At 45.0% G+C, this 21,867-nt stretch carries 22 protein-coding genes; 9 read left to right on the top strand and 13 right to left on the bottom strand.

The window, feature by feature from the left end; genetic code table 11:
* Window position 1: 1 nt before the first annotated feature.
* The 8 genes from NYE22_RS03355 to NYE22_RS03320 all read right to left on the bottom strand — a co-directional run bounded on the left by NYE22_RS03355 (window position 2) and on the right by NYE22_RS03320 (window position 8,746).
* Window positions 2-1,036 carry a glycosyltransferase gene (locus NYE22_RS03355; protein ID WP_342412293.1) on the bottom strand — a complete coding sequence of 345 codons (1,035 nt, stop codon included), beginning with the start codon at window positions 1,034-1,036 and terminating at the stop codon, window positions 2-4.
* A gap of 24 nt (window positions 1,037-1,060) precedes the next feature.
* Window positions 1,061-2,164, bottom strand: coding sequence for a biofilm exopolysaccharide biosynthesis protein EpsG (gene epsG / locus NYE22_RS03350; protein ID WP_003228259.1), 1,104 nt, complete (start codon window positions 2,162-2,164; stop codon window positions 1,061-1,063).
* Window positions 2,161-3,315, bottom strand: a complete 1,155-nt coding sequence (locus NYE22_RS03345; RefSeq protein WP_032726901.1) for a glycosyltransferase family 1 protein — start codon at window positions 3,313-3,315, stop codon at window positions 2,161-2,163. The genes epsG and NYE22_RS03345 overlap by 4 nt, the downstream gene beginning before the upstream one ends.
* Window positions 3,308-4,144 carry a glycosyltransferase EpsE gene (gene epsE / locus NYE22_RS03340; protein WP_342412292.1) on the bottom strand — a complete coding sequence of 279 codons (837 nt, stop codon included), beginning with the start codon at window positions 4,142-4,144 and terminating at the stop codon, window positions 3,308-3,310. Before epsE ends, NYE22_RS03345 begins: the two co-directional genes overlap by 8 nt.
* Window positions 4,141-5,286, bottom strand: coding sequence for a glycosyltransferase family 4 protein (locus NYE22_RS03335; RefSeq protein WP_128747243.1), 1,146 nt, complete (start codon window positions 5,284-5,286; stop codon window positions 4,141-4,143). Before NYE22_RS03335 ends, epsE begins: the two co-directional genes overlap by 4 nt.
* Before the next feature lie 11 nt (window positions 5,287-5,297).
* Window positions 5,298-7,118 carry a nucleoside-diphosphate sugar epimerase/dehydratase gene (locus NYE22_RS03330; protein WP_172861509.1) on the bottom strand — a complete coding sequence of 607 codons (1,821 nt, stop codon included), beginning with the start codon at window positions 7,116-7,118 and terminating at the stop codon, window positions 5,298-5,300.
* A 234-nt stretch (window positions 7,119-7,352) separates the two neighbouring features.
* Window positions 7,353-8,036 carry a protein tyrosine kinase EpsB gene (gene epsB / locus NYE22_RS03325; RefSeq protein WP_021480653.1) on the bottom strand — a complete coding sequence of 228 codons (684 nt, stop codon included), beginning with the start codon at window positions 8,034-8,036 and terminating at the stop codon, window positions 7,353-7,355.
* 5 nt (window positions 8,037-8,041) lie between these two features.
* A complete protein-coding gene (locus NYE22_RS03320) occupies window positions 8,042-8,746 on the bottom strand; it encodes a YveK family protein (RefSeq protein WP_021480654.1) in 705 nt (234 codons plus the stop codon).
* Between the two features lie 245 nt (window positions 8,747-8,991).
* On the opposite strand from NYE22_RS03320, the gene slrR reads away from it, so the two are divergent.
* The 3 genes from slrR to NYE22_RS03305 all read left to right on the top strand — a co-directional run bounded on the left by slrR (window position 8,992) and on the right by NYE22_RS03305 (window position 11,189).
* Window positions 8,992-9,450: a transcriptional regulator SlrR gene (slrR, locus tag NYE22_RS03315; RefSeq protein ID WP_014478046.1), complete on the top strand. Its 459-nt coding sequence runs from the start codon at window positions 8,992-8,994 to the stop codon at window positions 9,448-9,450.
* 75 nt (window positions 9,451-9,525) lie between these two features.
* A complete protein-coding gene (gene pnbA, locus NYE22_RS03310) occupies window positions 9,526-10,995 on the top strand; it encodes a para-nitrobenzyl esterase (RefSeq protein ID WP_087961276.1) in 1,470 nt (489 codons plus the stop codon).
* A gap of 2 nt (window positions 10,996-10,997) precedes the next feature.
* Entirely contained in the window at window positions 10,998-11,189 is a 192-nt protein-coding gene (locus tag NYE22_RS03305; protein ID WP_021480656.1) for a hypothetical protein, read from the top strand.
* 26 nt (window positions 11,190-11,215) lie between these two features.
* Here NYE22_RS03305 and padC read toward each other — a convergent pair whose 3' ends face one another.
* The 5 genes from padC to NYE22_RS03280 form a co-directional block, all read right to left on the bottom strand.
* Window positions 11,216-11,701 (bottom strand): phenolic acid decarboxylase, encoded by a 486-nt coding sequence (padC, locus tag NYE22_RS03300; RefSeq protein WP_003243190.1) that lies wholly within the window; start codon window positions 11,699-11,701, stop codon window positions 11,216-11,218.
* Between the two features lie 22 nt (window positions 11,702-11,723).
* Window positions 11,724-12,179 carry a DUF3237 domain-containing protein gene (locus NYE22_RS03295; protein WP_342412291.1) on the bottom strand — a complete coding sequence of 152 codons (456 nt, stop codon included), beginning with the start codon at window positions 12,177-12,179 and terminating at the stop codon, window positions 11,724-11,726.
* Window positions 12,180-12,310: 131 nt separating this feature from the next.
* Window positions 12,311-12,994 carry a broad specificity amino-acid racemase RacX gene (racX, locus tag NYE22_RS03290; RefSeq protein WP_032726905.1) on the bottom strand — a complete coding sequence of 228 codons (684 nt, stop codon included), beginning with the start codon at window positions 12,992-12,994 and terminating at the stop codon, window positions 12,311-12,313.
* 15 nt (window positions 12,995-13,009) lie between these two features.
* Complete coding sequence (locus NYE22_RS03285) at window positions 13,010-14,365, bottom strand: serine hydrolase (protein WP_342412290.1); 1,356 nt, start codon at window positions 14,363-14,365, stop codon at window positions 13,010-13,012.
* Between the two features lie 148 nt (window positions 14,366-14,513).
* Entirely contained in the window at window positions 14,514-15,065 is a 552-nt protein-coding gene (locus NYE22_RS03280) for a hypothetical protein (RefSeq protein WP_122894744.1), read from the bottom strand.
* Window positions 15,066-15,720: 655 nt separating this feature from the next.
* Between NYE22_RS03280 and sacB the strand changes: the two genes are divergently transcribed.
* The 6 genes from sacB to NYE22_RS03250 all read left to right on the top strand — a co-directional run bounded on the left by sacB (window position 15,721) and on the right by NYE22_RS03250 (window position 21,851).
* Window positions 15,721-17,142 (top strand): levansucrase, encoded by a 1,422-nt coding sequence (gene sacB, locus NYE22_RS03275; RefSeq protein WP_327841254.1) that lies wholly within the window; start codon window positions 15,721-15,723, stop codon window positions 17,140-17,142.
* Window positions 17,143-17,215: 73 nt separating this feature from the next.
* Window positions 17,216-18,766 carry a 2,6-beta-fructan 6-levanbiohydrolase gene (gene levB / locus NYE22_RS03270; protein WP_342412289.1) on the top strand — a complete coding sequence of 517 codons (1,551 nt, stop codon included), beginning with the start codon at window positions 17,216-17,218 and terminating at the stop codon, window positions 18,764-18,766.
* Between the two features lie 106 nt (window positions 18,767-18,872).
* Window positions 18,873-20,435: an aspartate/proton symporter AspP gene (gene aspP / locus NYE22_RS03265; RefSeq protein ID WP_003228228.1), complete on the top strand. Its 1,563-nt coding sequence runs from the start codon at window positions 18,873-18,875 to the stop codon at window positions 20,433-20,435.
* A 94-nt stretch (window positions 20,436-20,529) separates the two neighbouring features.
* Window positions 20,530-21,114: a TetR family transcriptional regulator gene (locus NYE22_RS03260; RefSeq protein ID WP_031315347.1), complete on the top strand. Its 585-nt coding sequence runs from the start codon at window positions 20,530-20,532 to the stop codon at window positions 21,112-21,114.
* Window positions 21,115-21,195: 81 nt separating this feature from the next.
* Window positions 21,196-21,531 carry an SMR family transporter gene (locus tag NYE22_RS03255; RefSeq protein WP_014480966.1) on the top strand — a complete coding sequence of 112 codons (336 nt, stop codon included), beginning with the start codon at window positions 21,196-21,198 and terminating at the stop codon, window positions 21,529-21,531.
* Complete coding sequence (locus NYE22_RS03250) at window positions 21,531-21,851, top strand: QacE family quaternary ammonium compound efflux SMR transporter (protein WP_003228222.1); 321 nt, start codon at window positions 21,531-21,533, stop codon at window positions 21,849-21,851. The genes NYE22_RS03255 and NYE22_RS03250 overlap by 1 nt, the downstream gene beginning before the upstream one ends.
* Window positions 21,852-21,867: the final 16 nt, after the last annotated feature.

The following is a 21,867-nucleotide window of genomic DNA, read 5'->3' as shown; positions in this document are numbered from 1 at the left end:
CTCACCCTCTGTTTCTCATTTTGTACTCGATCACCCGCTGATACACAGCCGATGCCATAGCGACGAACGGAATTATTCTGTATTTCGCCATCAGAAGCAGGCATGACCGTTTTGCGTCAAAAGGAGCGGTACCCGTTTTTGAAAGACTTTCTTGAAACACCGGGTCCGCGCATATCACGCCAACATTTCTAAGCTTTTCAAACAGCCGGCGGCTGCCGCTCGTTTTCCATTCATTCAGCATACAGATGCTGCTGTGAAGAACGATAAAGGTATCAAGCTCCTTGCGATACTCCTCCAGTTTGTTGTTCTCCTGTAAAAACGCCGCATTCGCCTCATACAGCGCAAGTCCTGATTCAAACAATTTTTTCTGATAGCGCTGCACAATGGAGGAAAGGTGAATTCGATAATGATAGAGCGGCGTTTTTACGTAGGATACTGAGCGGGCGAAAAAGTGAGCCCTGAAGCTGAAAAACTGATCCTCGACATGCTCCAGCTCGCCTCGGAGCGGAAACGACAGCCGATGGGCTTCAATCATGCTTCTTCTGTACAGTTTGTTCCATGAAAACCCTCTGACCTTCCCTTCGAATAACGCCTTGATATAGTGCTCCTTCGGCTGATCCTGATAGGTTTGGGCAATGTCTGAGTCCATGGTTTTGCCAGTGTCCTCAAACTCTGCGGCGTAATTGCAAATGACCAGATCAGTTTCATCGCCTGCTGCCCGGAGCATCTGCTCGCAATAATCAGGCTCAATCCAATCGTCTGAATCGATAAACGCGATAAATTCGCCGCGTGCAGCTTCAATGCCTTTATTCCGAACCGCACCGAGTCCCTGGTTTTCCTGATGAATCACCTTGAACCTGTTGTCCATTTTGGCGTATTCTTCTGCGATATCCGGGCTGGCGTCAGCTGAACCGTCATTGACAATGATGATTTCAATATTGTCCACTGTCTGGTTCCGCAGTGATTCGAGACACGTTCTGATATATGTTTCTGTGTTATAAACAGCGACTAACAGACTAACCGCAGGTGTTTCCATAATGACCGGCTCCTCGTGCATAAATTACCGGGAAAAAATCGTTCTGTAAGGCAGAACCGATGAATCGACCGGCATAAGCAAATAACTGTAAAGAAAATAACAAACAACGATAGCGATATAGATAAGAGCGTTCGATTTTTCATCAAATATCCTGACAAAATAAGGGACTAGGATCATTTGATACAGACCGAAATAAATATTGAATCTGGCAAAAATCACGTCCTTTGTGGCCAAAAGGCCGAACAAAAAACCTAGCAGGCACAAATTGACGACAATATCAATTTGCGGCCACAGACTCCGCAGTCGTTCTTTATAGCAAAATGCAAGGAACAGCGGCAGAACCAACACAGCGATTTTGATCACATTCATTCCATTTGTGTTCGTCATGAGCCATTTTTCATAATGGCTGTATGAGCTGTTTTCAAGCACAACGACAAACACAGAAATAAACTTTTGATATAAAAATGTCATGCCGAGAAATAAAGCGGATAGGCCGAATATCGCCGGTGACCAGGCTTTTCTTCTGACAATAAAGTACACTGGAATCATAATCAGCGCCGACGAATGAAAGAGCGAGCTGACCAGCACAATCAGGAAATATCGCTTCCAGTTCCCGCTAATGATATAACGGATCGCCCAAAACAAAACAGCTGCCACCATGTATTGCCTGATGCCGTTAAAAGATGCGTAATAATGAAAGGTTCCCAAAAATAAAAAGACACTCAGCTCAAACGGCCTGCCATAGTCGGCGAGTGTCTTCATAATAAAGCTGTAGGTCACGACCGCCACCGTAAAATACATGATTTGAGGATCTTCCGTGATGAAATTCATCAGCCAAAGGAGTGCGGTAAACCCCGGATCTGTCGCTGTTTTCGCTGTGCCGAAACCGAATATCTGCCACACATTTTGATAATCGCCCGCCAATTCGTACAACAGCGTGTACGTCTGAAAATCCGTGCCGACTCGATAGCGGAGACCTGACACGAGCACAAGTGAAGCGAGCGGAATCCAGATCAAAAGCTTATTCGGCCGATACCCCGTGGCAAGCGAATCATCACGGCCGCCGCACATTTTAGCGAACCAAGACCAAATAAATACAATCCCCATATTGACGGCATATACAATCATCGGTTATGGTCCTTTTCCGTGCTGATGTTGTATACATTCAGCAGCGCTCCTACATTTTGCTGTGCATCGTAGCCAAGTTGAGCGAGTGTTTCTTTGATGAACTCACGCTTCGGCCTGCCTGCGGCGGCGGCCCTTGCAATGGTTTCAGCCCAGACGCTGATCGGCTCAGAAAGACTTAATCTTGTGACAAGCCCGAGACCGGCGTCGACTTTTTCTGTAATGCTGTCTGAAATGATGCATGGAAGCCCCGACGCCTGCGCTTCCACAAGCACAACCGGCAAGCCTTCGTACAGAGACGGCATGACAAATACATCGAATGTTCGCATCAGTTCATGGATCCGTTCTTCCGTGCCTAAAAAGAGGACGTCTGATAGCAAATTCTGCTGCCGCGCCTCCTCCTCTATCTCCCCGCGCAACGGCCCGTCTCCCGCCAGAACGAGCTGAAAGCGAATGCCTCTTTCCTTGAGATGTGCGGCAAGCTTCAGCAGGAACGCGTGGTTTTTCACTTCATGAAACCGGGCCACATGGCCAATGATGAGCCGGTCGGCTGCAATGCCGCGTGCTGCTTTTTCTTCATCAGCCGCCTGCCCATTTGGGGCGAACAACTCAAGGTCAATCCCGTTAGGAAGAAGGTGAACACGCTCCCGCTCCATATTGGACTGTCCAAATAAAAACCTGCCCGCATCCTCTCCGCAGGCACACAGCGCTGTCGCATTTGCCAAAATGAGCCGCCTGAACACGAGCAGCTGCAATCGATCCTTCCAGTTGAAGCCGGTCTTCCAAGACGTATTGTGGGAGTGGCATACCCTGACCGGCACTCCGGCGAGCCTTGCCGCAAGGGCGATAAAACCCGTTTGGAAATCCGTGTGCGCATGAACGGCGCTGAACGGCCCATTTTCTTTTATCGCGTTTCTCACATTCCTCACAAATGTAAGGGGATTGCTTTGCCCAATGCTCGGGACATAAAAAAGCCGCCCGCCTAAAGATAAAATCTCTTCATCATAAGCGCACGGATCATTTCGATACGTTAAAAAATCAAATTGCACTTTGCTTTTGTCCATCTTCCGATATAAATTCATTACCATGGTTTCCGCGCCGCCCCTGTTCATGCCGCTGAGAACATGGAGCACGCGCTTTTGGCTGCTATTCATGCTTGACAAGCCCTTCCTTTTGGTTCATCACTCTTTTTTTATGGTAGCGATTCATCACGGCTGCAGGCATAAAGGCGCGAATTAACGGTTTTGCGATATATATGTAATCAGATAAAGGAAGCTTCAAGCGTCTGCACGCCTGATAGACAAGAATGGCATTGTCGATTGAATACGTAAATGACCGCCGTTTGAATGCATCGCTGTCTTCCCTCACTTTATACAAGGCTTCCTGAAGATTATAGCCCCTGAAGCCCTCTTCAAAAAAGCGAAGCCACAAATCAATATCTTCCATTCGTCTCGTCCGCCGCACCGACCGGTAGCCTTTCAGCGTGCGGTAGGCACTCGCTCTCATCATAATCGTGCCGTGGCAGAATGGAGTCCCTTTTGCCATGATGCCCGGATCCGGAACAGAAGGCAGAATGCGGGTGCCTCTTACGCCAAATTCATCAAACACAAGCATGCCGGTGCCAACCACCTGATAGTGTCGGTGCTTTTCTAAAAACGCGACCTGCTTTTCCAGACGGCGCGGAAACGAAAGGTCATCTCCGTCCTGACGTGCGATATAATCGCCTGTCGCATGCGAAAGACAATGATTTAATGATGCGGCAAGCCGCTTATTTGTTTTGTTTTGAATCAGTTTGATGCGGTCGCTGTAATGAGCGGCATACTGCTTCGCGATACGGAGCGTGCCGTCTGTTGACGCATCATCGCACAAAATCAGCTCCCAATTTTTATAGGATTGGCTGAGAATGGATTCTATGCTTTCTGCCAAAGTGCGTTCGCAATTATAAATGCCCATAATGACAGAAACTTTCGGTCCTGAGTTCATACGCTTTTCTCCTTTGTATCCATATCCATGTACGCGGAATAAATATCTGCCATTTCTTCCACCGTTCGCGCCTCCGAGAAGCGCAAGGCTGTTTTTCGGCCTTCCTGTCCCAGCTTTCGGCAGATCTCCGGCTTATGGTAAAGCTGTTCAATCCGGCGGGCAAAAGCAGCACTGTCACCGATTTTGATCAGAAAACCGTTTTCTCCGTCGCGAATGATTTCCCGATGCCCGCGATTATCTGTGGCGATCGCCGGTTTTTCTGCCGCCATTCCCTCAAGCACATTCATGCCGAGGCCCTCTCTAATGCTGGATGCGACAGATACATCCGCAAGCTGAATCAGCTCATGTATGTCGCTGCAAAAGCCGTAAAAACAGACATTGGCGGAGGCACCAAGCTTTTCAGCTAACGTTTGATACGTTTGTTCCATTGCCCCTTCCCCGGCAAACACAAGGCGGAGCGAGGGAATTTTTTCTTTTAGCAAGGCTGCGGCTTCAATTAACTGCTTCTGGTTTTTGTTCAGATTGAGCTCAGCCGGATAAACCAATATAAAATCATCTTCACGGAACCCGTGCTTTTCTCTGAGTCTTTGCTGCTCTATCGGACTGACAGGCCGGAAACGCTCGGTGTTGACGCCAATGCCGTGAATTTTCTGCGTCCTTCCGCCCGGCCTTTGAAGTCCTTTCGCCCGTTTATAATCCTCTTCATTAATCGTAATCAGGCAGTCCGTATATGCTGAAAGCCATTTCTCGACCGGATAGTAAAGAAGCCAATTTTTCATTGGTGCTCCTTTGCAGAAGTGAAATCCGTGCGCTGTATACAGCACCTTTGTTCCGTGCCGCCGTGCCTGCCTCGCTGCTAGTCTGGCGAGAACGCCGCCGACCGGTGTATGGCAATGGACAATGTCGTATTCATAAGTGTCGATCACTTTCTTCAACTGCCTATAAACGGCCAGGTTCTGAGGGTCAAAAGGTGACCTGCGAATCGGGATGGAGAATTTCTCATCTACATACGGCAGCTTGGTTTGTCCGTTCGCGGCGACATGAACCTCCCAGCCCCTTTGTTTAAACCATTTAAAATAAGGGAGGTGAAAGGCCTTAAAATGATAATCAACAGTCGCGCAAAACAAGATCTTTTTCGTCATTTTCACTCCCCCTAATGAACACTGGCAGCCGTCATTTTGTCTGATGTATTGATTGCCGCAAACAGCCTCGCTCTCAGGTCGGCCTCCGACAGCTCATGAAAATCCTCGATAAAGCGCATCAACACCGGCCAATCACCGTCCACCGCTTTACCGATGTGAATTTTCGGAAAGATTTGTTCAGCATGGACTTCATTTTTGTTCAGTAATTCTTCATACATTTTTTCGCCCGGACGAATGCCTGTGAATTCGATTGGAACCTGCTCTGTCGTGTAGCCGGACAAATGAATGAGGTTTTTGGCAAGATCTACAATCTTTACGGGCTCTCCCATATCGAGAACAAAAATCTGACGCCCTTTCGCCAGTGCCCCAGCCTGAATCACAAGCCTTGATGCCTCGGGAATCGTCATGAAATAGCGGGTCATTGCCGGATGTGTTACTGTCACCGGGCCGCCTTTTTCAATCTGTTTTTTGAAAATCGGAATGACGCTGCCTCGGCTCCCGAGTACATTGCCGAAGCGAACAGCGACAAATTTGGTTCTGCTGACTTTCCCAAGATTCATAATAATCATCTCTGCGAATCGTTTTGTCGCCCCCATTACGTTGGCTGGGTTCACCGCTTTGTCCGATGAAATCAGCACGAATGTCTCTGTTCCCGACATATCGGCTGCTTCCGCGACATTTTTTGTTCCGATAATATTGTTTTTGACCGCCTCTTCAGGATTATGTTCCATTAAAGGCACATGCTTATGGGCAGCTGCATGATAGACAACATGCGGCTCGTATTTTTTCATCAATGTAAACATTTTATCGCGGTCCTGCACATCAGCGATTTCCGTATGGAACACAATGTGTTTGCCGAATCGTCCGTTCAGCTCTGTATAAATTGAATGAATGCTGTTTTCCCCATGGCCGAGCAGAATAATTTCCTTAGGCTGAAACGCGCTGATCTGCCGGCAGATTTCTGAGCCGATTGATCCGCCCGCTCCCGTGACGAGAACTGTTTTTCCTTTGATGCGATTCGAAATTTCGCTAGTGTCGAGGGTTACCGGCTTTCTGCCGAGCAAGTCCTCAGCTTTTACATCTCTAATTTGTCCGGCAGTTCGTGTGCCAAGCAGCATTTCATCAAAATGAGGCATAATTTTAATGCTTACTCCGGTTCGCACACATTCTTTATATAACACCTGAAGCTCATGGGTGCGGAGTGAAGGAATGGCAATAATAATAAAATTAATTTTGAGCTTTTGCACCGCAGGCATGATACTTTCTTTTCCGCCGATTACGGGCAGCCCCATAATTTCTAATTTATGCTTCGTTTGGTCGTCATCAATAAAAGCGACGGGTATGATATCTGGTTCATCTTTCGAAAGCAGCTGCCTGACCATCAGAGTCCCACCTGAGCCCGCCCCGATAATCAGCGCGCGGGACGAGGCGCAGCGTTTTTTCCTGATGCTTTCGTTTAATACTCTGGATAAAATACGGGTCCCTCCAATAGACAAAAGCTGAAGCACCCAGCACGCGGTTAACAGTCGGAAGAACATCGTGTGATACACAGCATACTGAATGACGCCGGTCACAGCGGCTGAAAGCGTAATGCCCTTAAGCAGGACAATCAGCTCGCCGAGTCCGGTGTATGTCCACACCTGTTTATACTGATTGAACAGGAAAGCACACACATGATAGCTGAGGAGCAAGCTGACAGCGGTAAGCAGTAATGCTCCGGAGTCATAAAATTGATAGGAATCTTTTAAAAATTGATATCCTGCAATAACTGAATTTAAAACGAGGTAAGTATCCAGCGCAATAATCATTGACAGTCTTCTCCGGTAACTCAACCTTTTCCCCCCTAATTCTTTTATCGGTTTAGCTGCGGCGGTTTTCGTCTCTCCAAAAAATCGGCAGCAGCTAAACCGACAATACGTCCTATGTATATATCAGATAAGTGGGCATTTAACCCATCCTCACGCCCCGCCAGCGACGACCAGCATCTAAGGCAGCAACTTCAGCTGCCCACAGCAGAGCCGAGTGCCTCCATTGATACAGGTCAGGAGACATCACCTTTACAAAAACTAGTAGGAATAGTGTTCCGATTTTTTCATTTTCTTTTTGTTTAAAAGAGCGCCTAACAGCTTCGCATTGGATTGTTCCAGTGCATCTTTTGCTTTCAGAACGGTATCGGTTTTTGTTTTTCCGCTTAAAACGACGAGCACGCTGCCGTCTGTTTGATTTGCTAGAATCTGAGCATCTGCAACAGCCAAAAGCGGAGGGGAATCAAAGATGACGAGGCTGAATTGTTCATAGATCTCAGATATTAAATCTCCCATTGCTTTTGAAGACAGCAGTTCTGCCGGGTTTGGCGGGGTCGGCCCGCTTGTCAGTACATATAAGTTATCGATCGGCGTCTTTTGCACCGTCTCACTGAGTGAAGCATTACCGACCAGCACATTTGTCAGCCCGGTTACATTATCAACCTGAAACGTCTGATTGATGGTCGGCTTTCTTAAATCGGCATCCACCAGCAGTACTTTCTTTTCCTGCTGCTGCGCAAAGACAGCCGCAAGATTCGCTGCACTGAACGATTTACCTTCACCAGGCACAGAGGAGGTGACGAGGATAGATCGCAAGCTGGTCTGGACAGATGAGAACTCAATGTTTGTCCGAATGGTGCGATATTGTTCCGCAACAACTGATTTATTGTGTAAAACAGATATTTGAGCCAAACCTCGCCTTGCTTTCTTTTTTCTAAAGATCACTCGCTTCACTCCCCGAAATGTTTTATCCCGCGATTCCGCCCTTTGTGGACATCAGGAACGGAGCCTAAGCATGGCAATCCGGTTCTCTCGCTGAGCTGCCGTGCGCTTTTGCACGTATCATCGAGAAAATGCAGAAAAAATGCCAGTGTAATGCCGCCCATGACAGCAGCGCCAAAAGCCATGACCATATTTCGCAGCCTGGCCGGCTTGATCATCGGGCTTTCAGAAGCCTTCGCCTCTGATAATATATGTACGCCTTGTACATTCATTCTTTCATCTACTTCTTTTTCAAACTTGTTCACTAACGTGTTCGCAATCTCAGCCGCTTTCGCCGGATCGTGATCCTGGACGGCAACGTTGATAATTTCTGATTCATTTTCACTGCTGGTGATTACTTTTCCTTTCAGCGAGGAAGCCGATTCAGATAGGTGCAATTCCGCCTTAACTTCTTCCATCAAGGCAGTGCTTTTCATAATCGATTGGAACGTGCTGCTATACTGAAGATTTCGCTGGATGTCACTGAGATTCGAGTTTTCTTCACCGTCTGATTCATGAACCAGCACCTGTGTCGACGCCTGGTAGGTCGGTGAAATGACCTTAAATTGTACAAAACCCATCATAAGGGTGACGCCGATTGTGATGAGCAGAATCAGCACGAATCTGTGTCTGACAATCGCATATAATTCTTTGAAACTCATATTCTCATTCATGTATTCATAGCCTTCAGCCTTCCCGCGGCTGGCTTCCCGCGCCCCTTTCTGTTAATGATTGGATTATAAAAGAAAACGTTATTATTTAAAAATTGCAAAATAAGCCAATAAGTTCTCTTTAGAGAACAAAATCATGATTTTCCTCTAATTTACTGCACTTCCCTTATTATTTTAAATTTTATAAAGAACGAAAAATTCCTTATAATGAACGAAATAACGACAGGAATAGAGGAGAATTTCATATTATGATTGGAAGAATTATCCGTTTGTACCGTAAAAGAAAAGGCTATTCTATTAATCAGCTGGCTGTTGAGTCAGGTGTATCCAAATCCTATTTAAGCAAGATTGAAAGAGGCGTTCACACGAATCCGTCCGTTCAATTTTTAAAAAAGGTTTCTGCCACACTGGAAGTTGAATTAACAGAATTATTTGACGCAGAAACAATGATGTATGAAAAAATCAGCGGCGGTGAAGAAGAATGGCGCGTACATTTAGTGCAAGCCGTACAAGCCGGGATGGAAAAGGAAGAATTGTTCACTTTTACGAACAGACTCAAGAAAGAACAGCCTGAAACTGCCTCTTACCGCAACCGCAAACTGACGGAATCCAATATAGAAGAATGGAAAGCGCTGATGGCTGAGGCAAGAGAAATCGGCTTGTCTGTCCATGAAGTCAAATCCTTTTTAAAAACAATGGGAAGATGATGATCGATTAAAGGGCTAACGTTCGCATCTATAGGGGAAATCTGTTTATAATGGGGGAAAAAGGGAGAGAACACAATGACTCATCAAATAGTAACGACTCAATACGGCAAAGTAAAAGGCACCACGGAAAACGGTGTACATAAGTGGAAAGGCATCCCCTATGCCAAGCCGCCTGTCGGACAATGGCGTTTTAAAGCACCTGAGCCGCCTGAAGTGTGGGAAGATGTGCTTGATGCCACAGCGTACGGCCCTATTTGCCCGCAGCCGTCTGATTTGCTGTCACTGTCGTATACAGAGCTGCCCCGCCAGTCCGAGGATTGCTTGTATGTCAATGTATTTGCGCCTGACACTCCAAGTCAAAATCTTCCTGTCATGGTGTGGATTCACGGAGGCGCTTTTTATCTAGGAGCGGGCAGTGAGCCATTGTATGACGGATCAAAACTTGCGGCACAGGGAGAAGTCATTGTCGTTACATTGAACTATCGGCTGGGGCCGTTTGGCTTTTTGCACTTGTCTTCGTTTGATGAGGCGTATTCCGATAACCTTGGGCTTTTAGACCAAGCCGCCGCGCTGAAATGGGTGCGGGAGAATATTTCAGCGTTTGGCGGTGATCCCGATAACGTAACAGTATTTGGAGAATCCGCCGGCGGCATGAGCATTGCCGCGCTGCTTGCTATGCCTGCGGCAAAAGGCCTGTTCCAGAAAGCAATCATGGAAAGCGGCGCTTCTCGAACGATGACGAAAGAACAAGCGGCGAGCACCTCGGCAGCCTTTTTACAGGTCCTTGGGATTAACGAGGGCCAACTGGATAAATTGCATACGGTTTCTGCGGAAGATTTGCTAAAAGCGGCTGATCAGCTTCGGATTGCAGAAAAAGAAAATATCTTTCAGCTGTTCTTCCAGCCCGCCCTTGATCCGAAAACGCTGCCTGAAGAACCAGAAAAAGCGATCGCAGAAGGGGCTGCTTCCGGTATTCCGCTATTAATTGGAACAACCCGTGATGAAGGATATTTATTTTTCACCCCGGATTCAGACGTTCATTCTCAGGAAACGCTTGATGCAGCGCTCGAGTATTTACTAGGGAAGCCGCTGGCAGAGAAAGTTGCCGATTTGTATCCGCGTTCTCTGGAAAGCCAAATTCATATGATGACTGATTTATTATTTTGGCGCCCTGCCGTCGCCTATGCATCCGCACAGTCTCATTACGCCCCTGTCTGGATGTACAGGTTCGATTGGCACCCGAAGAAGCCGCCGTACAATAAAGCGTTTCACGCATTAGAGCTTCCTTTTGTCTTTGGAAATCTGGACGGATTGGAACGAATGGCAAAAGCGGAGATTACGGATGAGGTGAAACAGCTTTCTCACACGATACAATCAGCGTGGATCACGTTCGCTAAAACAGGAAACCCAAGCACCGAAGCTGTGAATTGGCCTGCGTATCATGAAGAAACGAGAGAGACGCTGATTTTAGACTCAGAGATTACGATCGAAAACGATCCCGAATCTGAAAAAAGGCAGAAGCTATTCCCTTCAAAAGGAGAATAAATATGGGGAAAACAGGATACATTGGTGCTGCCATTGTTGTGGCAGCTTGTATCATTATTTTGTCGGCCGTGGTATGTTTACGGGACACAGTCTATTACCAGCCTATGTTCTGGACTGGCATCATACTGTTTTTCGCGGGAATTGTGATGGTTCCCGCATACTCAGCAAAAAGAAAACCCGGAAAAGAGAAGTAATTCTCTTTTCCGGGTTTTTATGTTTATTATAATCTTCCCGCGCGAATATCGTCTGTCATTCCCTCATAAGGAGCCTTCGAAATCACTTCTTCGTTGTCGACTCCTTCATTTTTCAGAAATGTAATTTCCGCAAATTCAGGTACAACGTATTTTGGATACGTTTCATATTTTTCGCGGGATTCTTTCATCAAATCAATGTGGTCATTTTGGTAGCAAACCGTAATTTCAGGATGTTCATGCACCCATTTCGGGAAGAAAATAATGCCATGCATGCGTTTTTCATTTGGCATAAAGTTTAATGAAACATCCGTGCCAGTCGGCTCTGTCCAAGACACTTTATATACGCCTTCTGTCAGTTTGACAATATTCACTTCCTGATCCCGAACCCAGCGTCCGGCAACCATTCCGCTATGAATTCTATAATCAATTGTATGGTCGTTTTTAATATAAATCTCGTATTCCCATCCGTTTTCATACGTATAAATCATGTGGCTTCCGATAAAGTTTTCCATCTTACACACTCTCCTTAGTCTTTTACTGTACTTCATAAATGTCTAGTAGAACGTAATCAGGGGTTCTTTCTGCGGAACCGATAAACAAGCGGTCATGGAGCCATTGATAGACTTCACTGCCTGTTTCAAACGTCGGTACCGTACGAAAATAAACATGCTCCGGATCAATAATTTCCCCGGCTGCCGCTTGTTTTCGAAACGGCTCGCTGACTTGCCGTATTCCATTGTTTTCAATGTAAATCAGTTCATGATCTGCTGTTTCAATCACATACCTGGCAGATAAATCTGTTCTGCCGTTAGCGCGAATCATTTGTGAATCGGCACCGCCCGGCAAAATACGTCCCCTTACTTCCCCGGTTATTGTTCCCGAACGAATCGGAATGAATCGTCTCAGTCCCAGGCTTGTCTCACCAATCGTGATAGGCGGATCAACCTTGATTTCTAAAGAGGCGAATGGTTTTAAAACCGGCTTCTTCACGAGAACCACCTCACCTTCAGAAAAAAATCATGTAACTATTTACATGTTTACTTTAACACTATTGCAGTTAACTGTCAAACAATAGGAACATAAAAAAACAAGGACTGTTTGAAGACAGTCCTTGTCTGAAGCTAGCTTTGATAAGCAAGATATGTGCTGACAGTGCTTTTGGCAAGACAGGCAGAGGAATCTATAATCGGAATCTCACTTTGAATATGATCTAACACCGCATTTAAATCTGTGCAGGCTGAAATGATGATGTCTGCATGCTGACTGATTTCTTCATATAGCGTCTGCCACAATGCTTGTGTATGCTGCATATGATTTGGCTGTTTGATTGCGGCGATAAGCTGGTTCACAGCCTGCTGCCAATGGTCCTTGTGAATAACTTCTTGTCCATTTCCCTTCAGAACTTTTTGGTAGATGGCGGATTGGATGGTTGGCTCTGTTCCTAAAACCACCGCTTTTTTTGCGAGATGCGGAATCTCTTTTATCGTTTCCTCAACAATATGCAACATAGGAACCGACAATGCCTGCTGAATCTCTTCATAGTAGACATGCGCCGTATTACAAGGCAGCGCAATGAAATCCACGCCTGTTTTCTCGAGCTTTACCGCTCCGTCGATAATCGCTTTTTTCATCTCGTCATGGTCAATTGGACGATCTGCATAGAAGGGCGTCGGGCATGAATAGATCATCATGTGCGGGTAGTCAATATCGTTTGAAGCCCCATACAGCTTCTGACAGTAATCAATCACCTTATCAATAAACGGCGAGGTCGATTTCGGCCCCATTCCGGCTAATATTCCGATCATCAAATTCATTCCTTTCTACTTCGTACGGACCGCTTCTTCCTCTGAGCCATCCTCATAGAGGATAAAGCTTTTCGCAACATCCACACCTAATGTAAACTCGACTTCAACAGACAATGCTCGCAGAAAGAAACGGGTTTCCGAAGAAGGAAATAACTCCAGTCTCAGCTGTCCGGCGATCTCCAAATAAAGCCGTTCATTCTCGGCAGTCACCTGTGCAGCCGTCCCATCCTGCAACAGGTAGCTGCCAACATAGCGGCTGTATATCGCCGTATCAATTGCTTTTTTCTTTTTATCAGCAGGACGTTCCGGGACCTCATATGGCTGGCCAAATAGAATATGTTCCGCCGCCTTCAGAATCGCTTGTTCATATTCAGTATCCTCTTCCTTATTACTCAAATAGATCAGTGTTTTACGATGATCGATATATCGGATCATCAACGTCGAATAGCCGGGCCATCCTCCGCTGTGGCTGACAATCCGCCCTTTTTCAGGACTATTTTGCAGTACCCAGCCAAAGCCATAATCAATTGTTTCTCCATTGTTGAGGCGCACTGGAGAAAACGCGGATTCTTTAGAAGCCTTGCTGATGAAATCGTCCTCATATAAAGCCTGATCAAACCGAAACAAATCGCATGTGACAGAGTTCACCGTTCCATCTCCCTGTATGCCATCGAGATACACAACATAGTTCGTTTCCTCCAGCTCATCAGGGAGGACGTAAGTTTCGGAATGTACATCATACACATATCCATATGCATAATGATCTATTCGCTCAGGCGAAAGCCTCCTGTTATACACTCTTGTTTCATTCATGCCGATCGGTGAAAAAATACTTGTTTTCATAAAATCCGCATAGCTCATGCCAGATGCTTTTTCAATGATAACCGCCAGTAGCACATACCCCGTATTGCTGTACATCCAGCCTTCATTCGGCTCAAAATAACCAGATAGCCCCTCATTCATCAGCATATCGACAATATCCTGATTCACCGCAATCTTGTGGGAATCCCAATTGGCAAAAAACCACCCCATATAATCAGGAAGCCCTGACGTATGGTTCAATAAATGCCGAATCGTTACACCCTGGTACGGAAAACCGGGCAACCAGCGATCCACTTTATCTTCATAGCCAAGAATCCCTTTCTCCTCCAGCAAGATGATTCCCAATGCTGTAAAAGGCTTTGACAAAGACGCTAACTCAAACAAAGAGTTGGTTTTCAACGGGCGTTTTTCCGTCATTTCCGCATAGCCAAAAGAGTGGTGATATAAAATATCGCCACCCTCCGCAGCCAGAACCGTCCCGTTAAACTGATGTTTTTCGCCTAATGTCTCAAATAACGCCTGAAGATGCTTTCTTTTATTCTGCTTCATTCCTCCACCTCCCATTACTCTGTACGTTACTAAGCTACTAACGTTTCAAATATTTTGAAAACAATAAAAAAAGCTGATTAATCCTCAAATAGGAAAAATCAACTTTAATATAGCGGTATTAGATCTGCATGAATCAAAAAATCCTCTTTTATGAAGTCGGAGAAGGAACTCTAGCGGCTGCAAAATGGGTTCTCGTAGTCGCTTGAATGACTCCTGCGGCAGTACTCCTCATTGCAACTGTCACCGTATCTCCGGCGTTTAACTGAAGAATTTCCGTAATGGCTACGACAGCGGGGAGATTCCCTGCTTGAAATTGGTTATTTCCGCCGCCTACCACATCTTGATTCACGAGAAATACGACTTCTAAGTTGAAGCCAACATTCGCATTCGCTTGAAATTCAACTGATGCATTAAGAGAATACACGCCTGCTGTTCTCGGTGAAAATGTAGATGTGCCGGGATTATATTCATTCGCCAAATCAAATTGGACATTTTGAAAAAGAACTCCACTGGCTGCATTTGCAGCAACTGACAGATTCATATTGCTGGTGGCTCTGAAAGCAGAAATAGGCTGGTTCGTCATTGGTGCGAAGGACTGGTTTTGTTGAGCTGATGGGGTATTTCCATTTGTGACACTTGGTGATAAAAGGGGTTCTGGTCGATCGTTCCTCTTAATCCATTTAGTTGGCCGTGGCGGCATAACTTTTTCCTCCTTATAAGCCTTACGCTCTATCATTTGTTTGCTAGTTAATACATTATTATATTGATCGTTACAGACATTGAAACGGTATCTGCCCGACTGTATTCAAAAATAAAAATAACAGCAGCATGTTCCCAAAACAGATTACTGTTTTTGATCCAAGAAGCATGCTTCACCAAGGCATCAGATAATCTTATATGAAAGACCTCAGTTAGAGATCCTTTTTAATCGATCAATAGAAAAATGAGATATTGTCATATTTTCTGAATTATGATTAAAAAGGCAACTTTATGCCCATGCAACAGAAACTATAAAAAATACAGAGAATGAAAAGAAACAGATAGATTTTTTAGTTCTTTAGGCCCATAGTCCGCAAATCCTTTTATGATTTTCTATCAAACAAAAGAGGAAAATAGACCAGTTGCAATCCAAACGAGAGTCTAATAGAATGAGGTCGAAAAGTAAATCGAGCGGGTTTGTTACTGATAAAGCAGGCAAGACCTAAAATGTGTAAAGGGCAAAGTGTATACTTTGGCATCGCCCCTTACATATTTTAGGTCTTTTTTTATTGTGCGTAACTAACTTGCCATCTTCAAACAGGAGGGCTGGAAGAAGCAGACCGCTAACACAGTACATAAAAAAGGAGACATGAACGATGAACATCAAAAAATTTGCAAAACAAGCAACAGTATTAACCTTTACTACCGCACTGCTGGCAGGAGGCGCAACTCAAGCGTTTGCGAAAGAAACGAACCAAAAGCCATATAAGGAAACATACGGCATTTCCCATATTACACGCCATGATATGCTGCAAATCCCTGAACAGCAAAAAAATGAAAAATATCAAGTGCCTGAATTCGATTCGTCCACAATTAAAAATATCTCTTCTGCAAAAGGCCTGGACGTTTGGGACAGCTGGCCATTACAAAACGCTGACGGCACTGTCGCAAATTATCACGGCTACCACATCGTCTTTGCATTAGCCGGAGATCCTAAAAATGCGGATGACACATCGATTTACATGTTCTATCAAAAAGTCGGCGAGACTTCTATTGACAGCTGGAAAAACGCTGGCCGCGTCTTTAAAGACAGCGACAAATTCGATGCAAATGATTCTATCCTAAAAGACCAAACGCAAGAATGGTCAGGTTCAGCCACATTTACATCTGACGGAAAAATCCGTTTATTCTACACTGATTTCTCCGGTAAACATTACGGCAAACAAACACTGACAACTGCACAGGTAAACGTATCAGCATCAGACAGCTCTTTGAACATCAACGGTGTAGAGGATTATAAATCAATCTTTGACGGCGACGGCAAAACGTATCAAAATATACAGCAGTTCATCGATGAAGGCAACTACAGCTCAGGCGATAACCATACGCTGAGAGATCCTCACTACGTAGAAGATAAAGGCCACAAATACTTAGTATTTGAAGCAAACACTGGAACTGAAAATGGCTACCAAGGCGAAGAATCTTTATTTAACAAAGCATACTATGGCAAAAGCACATCGTTCTTCCGTCAAGAAAGTCAAAAACTTCTGCAAAGCGATAAAAAACGCACGGCTGAGTTAGCAAATGGCGCCCTCGGCATGATTGAGCTAAACGATGACTACACACTGAAAAAAGTGATGAAACCGCTGATTGCATCTAACACAGTAACAGATGAAATTGAACGCGCGAACGTCTTTAAAATGAACGGCAAATGGTACCTGTTCACTGACTCCCGCGGATCAAAAATGACGATTGACGGCATTACGTCTAACGATATTTACATGCTTGGTTATGTTTCTAATTCTTTAACTGGCCCATACAAGCCGCTGAACAAAACTGGCCTTGTGTTAAAAATGGATCTTGATCCTAACGATGTAACCTTTACTTACTCACACTTTGCTGTACCTCAAGCTAAAGGAAACAATGTCGTGATTACAAGCTATATGACGAACAGAGGATTCTACGCAGACAAACAATCAACGTTTGCACCAAGCTTCCTGCTGAACATCAAAGGCAAGAAAACATCTGTTGTCAAAGACAGCATCCTTGAACAAGGACAATTAACAGTTAACAAATAAAAACGCAAAAGAAAATGCCGATATCCTATTGGCATTTTCTTTTATTTCTTATCAACATAAAGGTGAATCCCATATGAACTATATAAAAGCAGGCAAATGGCTAACCGTATTCCTAACCTTTTTAGGAATATTGCTGTTTATCGACTTATTTCCAAAAGAAGAACATGACCAAAAAACAAAATCAAAACAGAAGCCGGACTACCGGGCGGCATATCATTTTACCACGCCGGATAAATGGAAAAATGACCCTCAAAAACCGATCTATTTTGATGGCAAGTATCATTATTTCTATCTATATAACCGGGATTACCCAAAAGGTAACGGCACAGAATGGCGCCATGCCGTCTCAGAGGATTTGGTGCACTGGACCGATGAAGGCGTGGCGATTCCGAAATATACAAACCCGGACGGTGACATTTGGACCGGTTCCGTCGTGGTTGATAAAGAGAACACAGCCGGCTTCGGGAAAAATGCGCTTGTCGCGATTGTGACACAGCCCTCAGCCAAAGACAAAAAACAGGAACAATATTTGTGGTACAGCACAGATAAGGGAAAATCATTCAAATTCTACAGTGGCAACCCCGTTATGCCTAATCCAGGCACAGACGATTTCAGAGATCCGAAAGTCATATGGGATGACCAGGATAACAAATGGGTCATGGTCATGGCTGAAGGATCAAAAATCGGCTTTTATGAATCCGATAATCTTAAGGACTGGCATTACACAAGCGGATTCTTCCCAGAACAAGCGGGAATGGTGGAATGTCCCGACCTCTACATGATGCGGGCAAGCGACGGAACGAATAAGTGGGTTCTCGGTGCCAGCGCGAATGGCAAACCGTGGGGCAAACCAAATACGTACGCCTACTGGACCGGAAGCTTCGACGGAAAAGAATTCAAAGCGGATCAGACTGAAGCCCAATGGCTTGACTATGGCTTCGACTGGTATGGCGGTGTGACGTTCGAAGACAGCAAAAACACAGATCCATTAGAAAAGCGGTATGCGCTTGCCTGGATGAACAATTGGGATTATGCCAACAACACCCCGACAATGAAGAACGGCTTTAACGGCACAGATTCTGTCATACGCGAACTCCGGCTGAAGGAGCAGGATGGAACATACAGCCTCGTCTCACAGCCGGTTGAAGCTTTGGAGCAGCTGACTGTTTCAACTGACGAAATAGAGGATCAGGATGTGAACGGATCAAAAACATTGTCGATAACAGGTGATACGTACCAGCTTGATACGGATCTTTCTTGGTCAGAGCTAAAGAATGCAGGCGTCAGGCTCAGAGAATCAGAAGACCAAAAACGCCATATTGATGTCGGTATTTTCGCTGAAGGCGGCTATGCTTATGTCAATAGAGCAGGCACAAATCAGCCTGACAAAAGCAATACCTATGTCGAAAGCAAAGCTCTTTATGATGTAAGCAAACGTAAGGTGCATTTGAAAATACTTGTCGATAAAACAACGATAGAAGTATTTGTTGGCGACGGGAAAACCGTTTTTTCAAATGAAGTCTTCCCAAAGCCTGAAGATAAAGGAATTACCCTTTATTCTGACGGCGGCACAGCCTCCTTCAAAAATATAACAGTGAAACACTTTGATTCGGTTCATGAATAAAAACAGGGGCAGCGCAGGCTTCCCTGTTTTTTTATTAGGAGCGGTATTCTCTGTTACATATTGGGCATTGTAAGAAATATAAGGCTGGTTTCAAAGGAGGAAGCGAATGTCTAAACAAGGAAATTTTCAAAAATCAATGTCGCTGTTTGATCTGATTTTGATTGGGATGGGAGCCATCTTTGGATCAGCGTGGCTGTTCGCTGTCAGTAATGTCGCTTCAAAAGCAGGGCCCTCCGGCGCTTTTTCCTGGATCCTCGGAGGAGCCATTATTTTGTTAATCGGGCTCGTATATGCAGAGCTCGGAGCCGCTCTGCCCCGTACCGGAGGCATCATTCGATACCCCGTTTATTCACATGGCCACCTTGTCGGCTACTTAATTTCGTTTGTCACGATTGTCGCTTATACAAGCTTGATTTCAATTGAAGTGACAGCTGTGCGCCAGTATGTGGCCTATTGGTTTCCCGGCCTGACCATTAAAGGGTCTGATTCGCCAACCATTTCCGGCTGGATCTTGCAGTTTGCCCTATTATGCTTGTTTTTCCTGCTGAATTATTGGAGCGTCAAAACCTTCGCTAAGGCGAATTTCATCATATCGATTTTTAAATATATTGTGCCGATTACCATCATTATTGTGCTGATCTTTCATTTTCAGCCGGAGAATTTATCCGTTCAAGGATTTGCACCGTTTGGATTTACAGGTATTCAGGCTGCCATCTCGACAGGCGGCGTCATGTTTGCGTATCTCGGCCTGCATCCGATTGTATCTGTAGCAGGTGAAGTCCAAAATCCAAAACGCAATATCCCGATCGCTTTAATCATTTGCATTATCGTTTCAACCATCATTTATACTGTTTTGCAGGTCACCTTTATTGGTGCAATCCCGACAGAAACACTGAAACATGGCTGGCCGGCAATTGGCCGGGAGTTCTCATTGCCGTTTAAGGATATTGCGGTCATGCTCGGGTTAGGCTGGCTTGCAACGCTTGTCATTTTAGACGCCATTCTGTCTCCCGGAGGAAACGGGAATATCTTTATGAATACGACATCCCGCCTTGTTTACGCCTGGGCGCGTAACGGCACATTATTTGGCATATTCTCAAAGGTCAATAAAGATACGGGGACACCCCGCGCTTCGCTTTGGCTTTCGTTTGCCCTGTCCATTTTCTGGACACTTCCCTTTCCTTCGTGGAACGCGCTCGTCAATGTCTGTTCAGTCGCGCTCATTCTTTCATATGCGATTGCACCCATTTCTTCAGCTGCGCTGAGGGTCAACGCGAAGGACTTAAACAGGCCGTTTTATTTAAAGGGAATGAGCATTATCGGGCCGCTTTCCTTTATATTTACAGCGTTTATCGTGTACTGGTCAGGATGGAAAACAGTCTCCTGGCTGCTCGGTTCACAACTCGTGATGTTTTTGATCTATCTCTGTTTCAGCAAATATACGCCTAAAGAAGATGTCAGCCTCGCTCAGCAGCTGAAATCAGCCTGGTGGCTTATCGGGTTTTATATTATGATGCTGATCTTTTCCTACATCGGTTCTTTCGGACATGGTTTAGGGATTATCAGCAATCCCGTCGACCTCATTTTAGTCGCGATCGGCTCACTTGCGATTTATTACTGGGCAAAGTATACCGGGCTCCCAAAAGCCGCCATTGATTACGATAAATAAAGAAGCAAGAGGTTTTCTTGCTTCTTTATTCTTTACAAACATACATACACGCGATAAAATGAATGAGAGTCAGTCATTATCGGAGGTGTTCCTCATGCCAAAACAATCATCGGGCAAATATGAAAAAATTCTGCAGGCTGCCATAGAAGTCATTTCTGAAAAAGGCCTCGACAAAGCTTCTATTTCTGATATTGTCAAAAAGGCCGGCACTGCCCAAGGAACATTCTATTTGTATTTCTCATCTAAAAATGCCCTCATACCGGCCATTGCAGAAAATCTTCTCACCCATACACTTGATCAAATCAAAGGCAGGCTGCATGGGGACGAGGATTTTTGGACCGTTTTAGATATATTAATTGATGAGACTTTTCTCATTACTGAACGCCATAAGGATATTATTGTCCTCTGTTATTCCGGGCTTGCGATCGACCACTCCATGGAAAAATGGGAGACGATCTATCAGCCTTATTATTCCTGGCTTGAAAAAATCATCAACAAGGCCATTGCAAACCTTGAGGTAACGGAAGGAATCAATTCAAAATGGACGGCCAGAACAATTATCAACTTGGTCGAGAACACTGCGGAACGATTCTATATCGGATTTGAACAAGATGAAAATGTTGAAGTGTATAAAAAGGAAATTTTTACTTTCTTAAAACGGAGCTTAGGCACTGCTTAAAAAATGACTGGGTAACACCGCTCATTTTTTAATGCCCTAAAAATGACTGACGTTCATTCATAAAATAGAGAGGTGTTTCATTTGAATTGGGTTCTTGTTTTTATTGCAGGGCTTTTAGAAGTTGTTTGGGCCTCTTCCCTCAAACATGCCGATTCGCTTTTGGATTGGATCATCATTTTTATCTTAATCGCGGTCAGCTTTATCCTGTTGATCCGCTCTTATCAAAAAATCCCGATGGCCGCCGCGTACACTGTGTTTGTCGGAATCGGAACCGTCGGAACATATCTGACTGGAATTGTTCTGGGCGAATCCTTCTCAGCAGCCCAGATGTTCTTTTTAGCTTTATTGCTGGCTGGCATTTTAGGAATGAAATTATTTACGAAAGAAAGCAAATCTCAGCCGGGAGGTGAACAATAATGGCATGGTTTTTATTAGTGATTGCCGGCATAGAAGAAATTATAGCTGCCATTGCCATGAAATATATAGACGGAACAAGAAAAAAATGGCCGATCATTGTGATGACTGTTGGATTCGGCTTATCCTTTTACTGCCTGTCCCAAGCGATGATCGTCCTGCCTGCCGGAGTCGCATATGCCGTCTGGACTGGCATTGGAAGCATTGGTGTTTCGGCGGTCGGGCTCATTTGGTTTAAGGAGCGGTTTCAGCTATCACAGGTGATTTCACTTTGCCTTATCCTAGCCGGCGTCATCGGCCTGCGTCTTACGTCATCTTCATAAAATCAAGGCATATACA

Origin of the sequence: Bacillus sp. FSL K6-1560 (assembly GCF_038592935.1) — a bacterium.
Classification (GTDB): domain Bacteria; phylum Bacillota; class Bacilli; order Bacillales; family Bacillaceae; genus Bacillus; species Bacillus subtilis.
This window is presented reverse-complemented; position numbering and strand designations above follow the sequence as displayed.

Excerpts from the sequence above, each read along its gene's own strand:
- NYE22_RS03355 (WP_342412293.1), bottom strand. The coding sequence starts at position 1,036 with ATGGAAACACCTGCGGTTAGTCTGTTAGTCGCTGTTTATAACACAGAA.
- epsG (WP_003228259.1), bottom strand. The coding sequence starts at position 2,164 with ATGATTGTATATGCCGTCAATATGGGGATTGTATTTATTTGGTCTTGG.
- NYE22_RS03345 (WP_032726901.1), bottom strand. The coding sequence starts at position 3,315 with ATGAATAGCAGCCAAAAGCGCGTGCTCCATGTTCTCAGCGGCATGAAC.
- epsE (WP_342412292.1), bottom strand. The coding sequence starts at position 4,144 with ATGAACTCAGGACCGAAAGTTTCTGTCATTATGGGCATTTATAATTGC.
- NYE22_RS03335 (WP_128747243.1), bottom strand. The coding sequence starts at position 5,286 with ATGACGAAAAAGATCTTGTTTTGCGCGACTGTTGATTATCATTTTAAG.
- NYE22_RS03320 (WP_021480654.1), bottom strand. The coding sequence starts at position 8,746 with ATGAATGAGAATATGAGTTTCAAAGAATTATATGCGATTGTCAGACAC.
- slrR (WP_014478046.1), top strand. The coding sequence starts at position 8,992 with ATGATTGGAAGAATTATCCGTTTGTACCGTAAAAGAAAAGGCTATTCT.
- pnbA (WP_087961276.1), top strand. The coding sequence starts at position 9,526 with ATGACTCATCAAATAGTAACGACTCAATACGGCAAAGTAAAAGGCACC.
- NYE22_RS03305 (WP_021480656.1), top strand. The coding sequence starts at position 10,998 with ATGGGGAAAACAGGATACATTGGTGCTGCCATTGTTGTGGCAGCTTGT.
- padC (WP_003243190.1), bottom strand. The coding sequence starts at position 11,701 with ATGGAAAACTTTATCGGAAGCCACATGATTTATACGTATGAAAACGGA.
- racX (WP_032726905.1), bottom strand. The coding sequence starts at position 12,994 with ATGATCGGAATATTAGCCGGAATGGGGCCGAAATCGACCTCGCCGTTT.
- NYE22_RS03285 (WP_342412290.1), bottom strand. The coding sequence starts at position 14,365 with ATGAAGCAGAATAAAAGAAAGCATCTTCAGGCGTTATTTGAGACATTA.
- NYE22_RS03280 (WP_122894744.1), bottom strand. The coding sequence starts at position 15,065 with ATGCCGCCACGGCCAACTAAATGGATTAAGAGGAACGATCGACCAGAA.
- sacB (WP_327841254.1), top strand. The coding sequence starts at position 15,721 with ATGAACATCAAAAAATTTGCAAAACAAGCAACAGTATTAACCTTTACT.
- levB (WP_342412289.1), top strand. The coding sequence starts at position 17,216 with ATGAACTATATAAAAGCAGGCAAATGGCTAACCGTATTCCTAACCTTT.
- aspP (WP_003228228.1), top strand. The coding sequence starts at position 18,873 with ATGTCTAAACAAGGAAATTTTCAAAAATCAATGTCGCTGTTTGATCTG.
- NYE22_RS03260 (WP_031315347.1), top strand. The coding sequence starts at position 20,530 with ATGCCAAAACAATCATCGGGCAAATATGAAAAAATTCTGCAGGCTGCC.
- NYE22_RS03250 (WP_003228222.1), top strand. The coding sequence starts at position 21,531 with ATGGCATGGTTTTTATTAGTGATTGCCGGCATAGAAGAAATTATAGCT.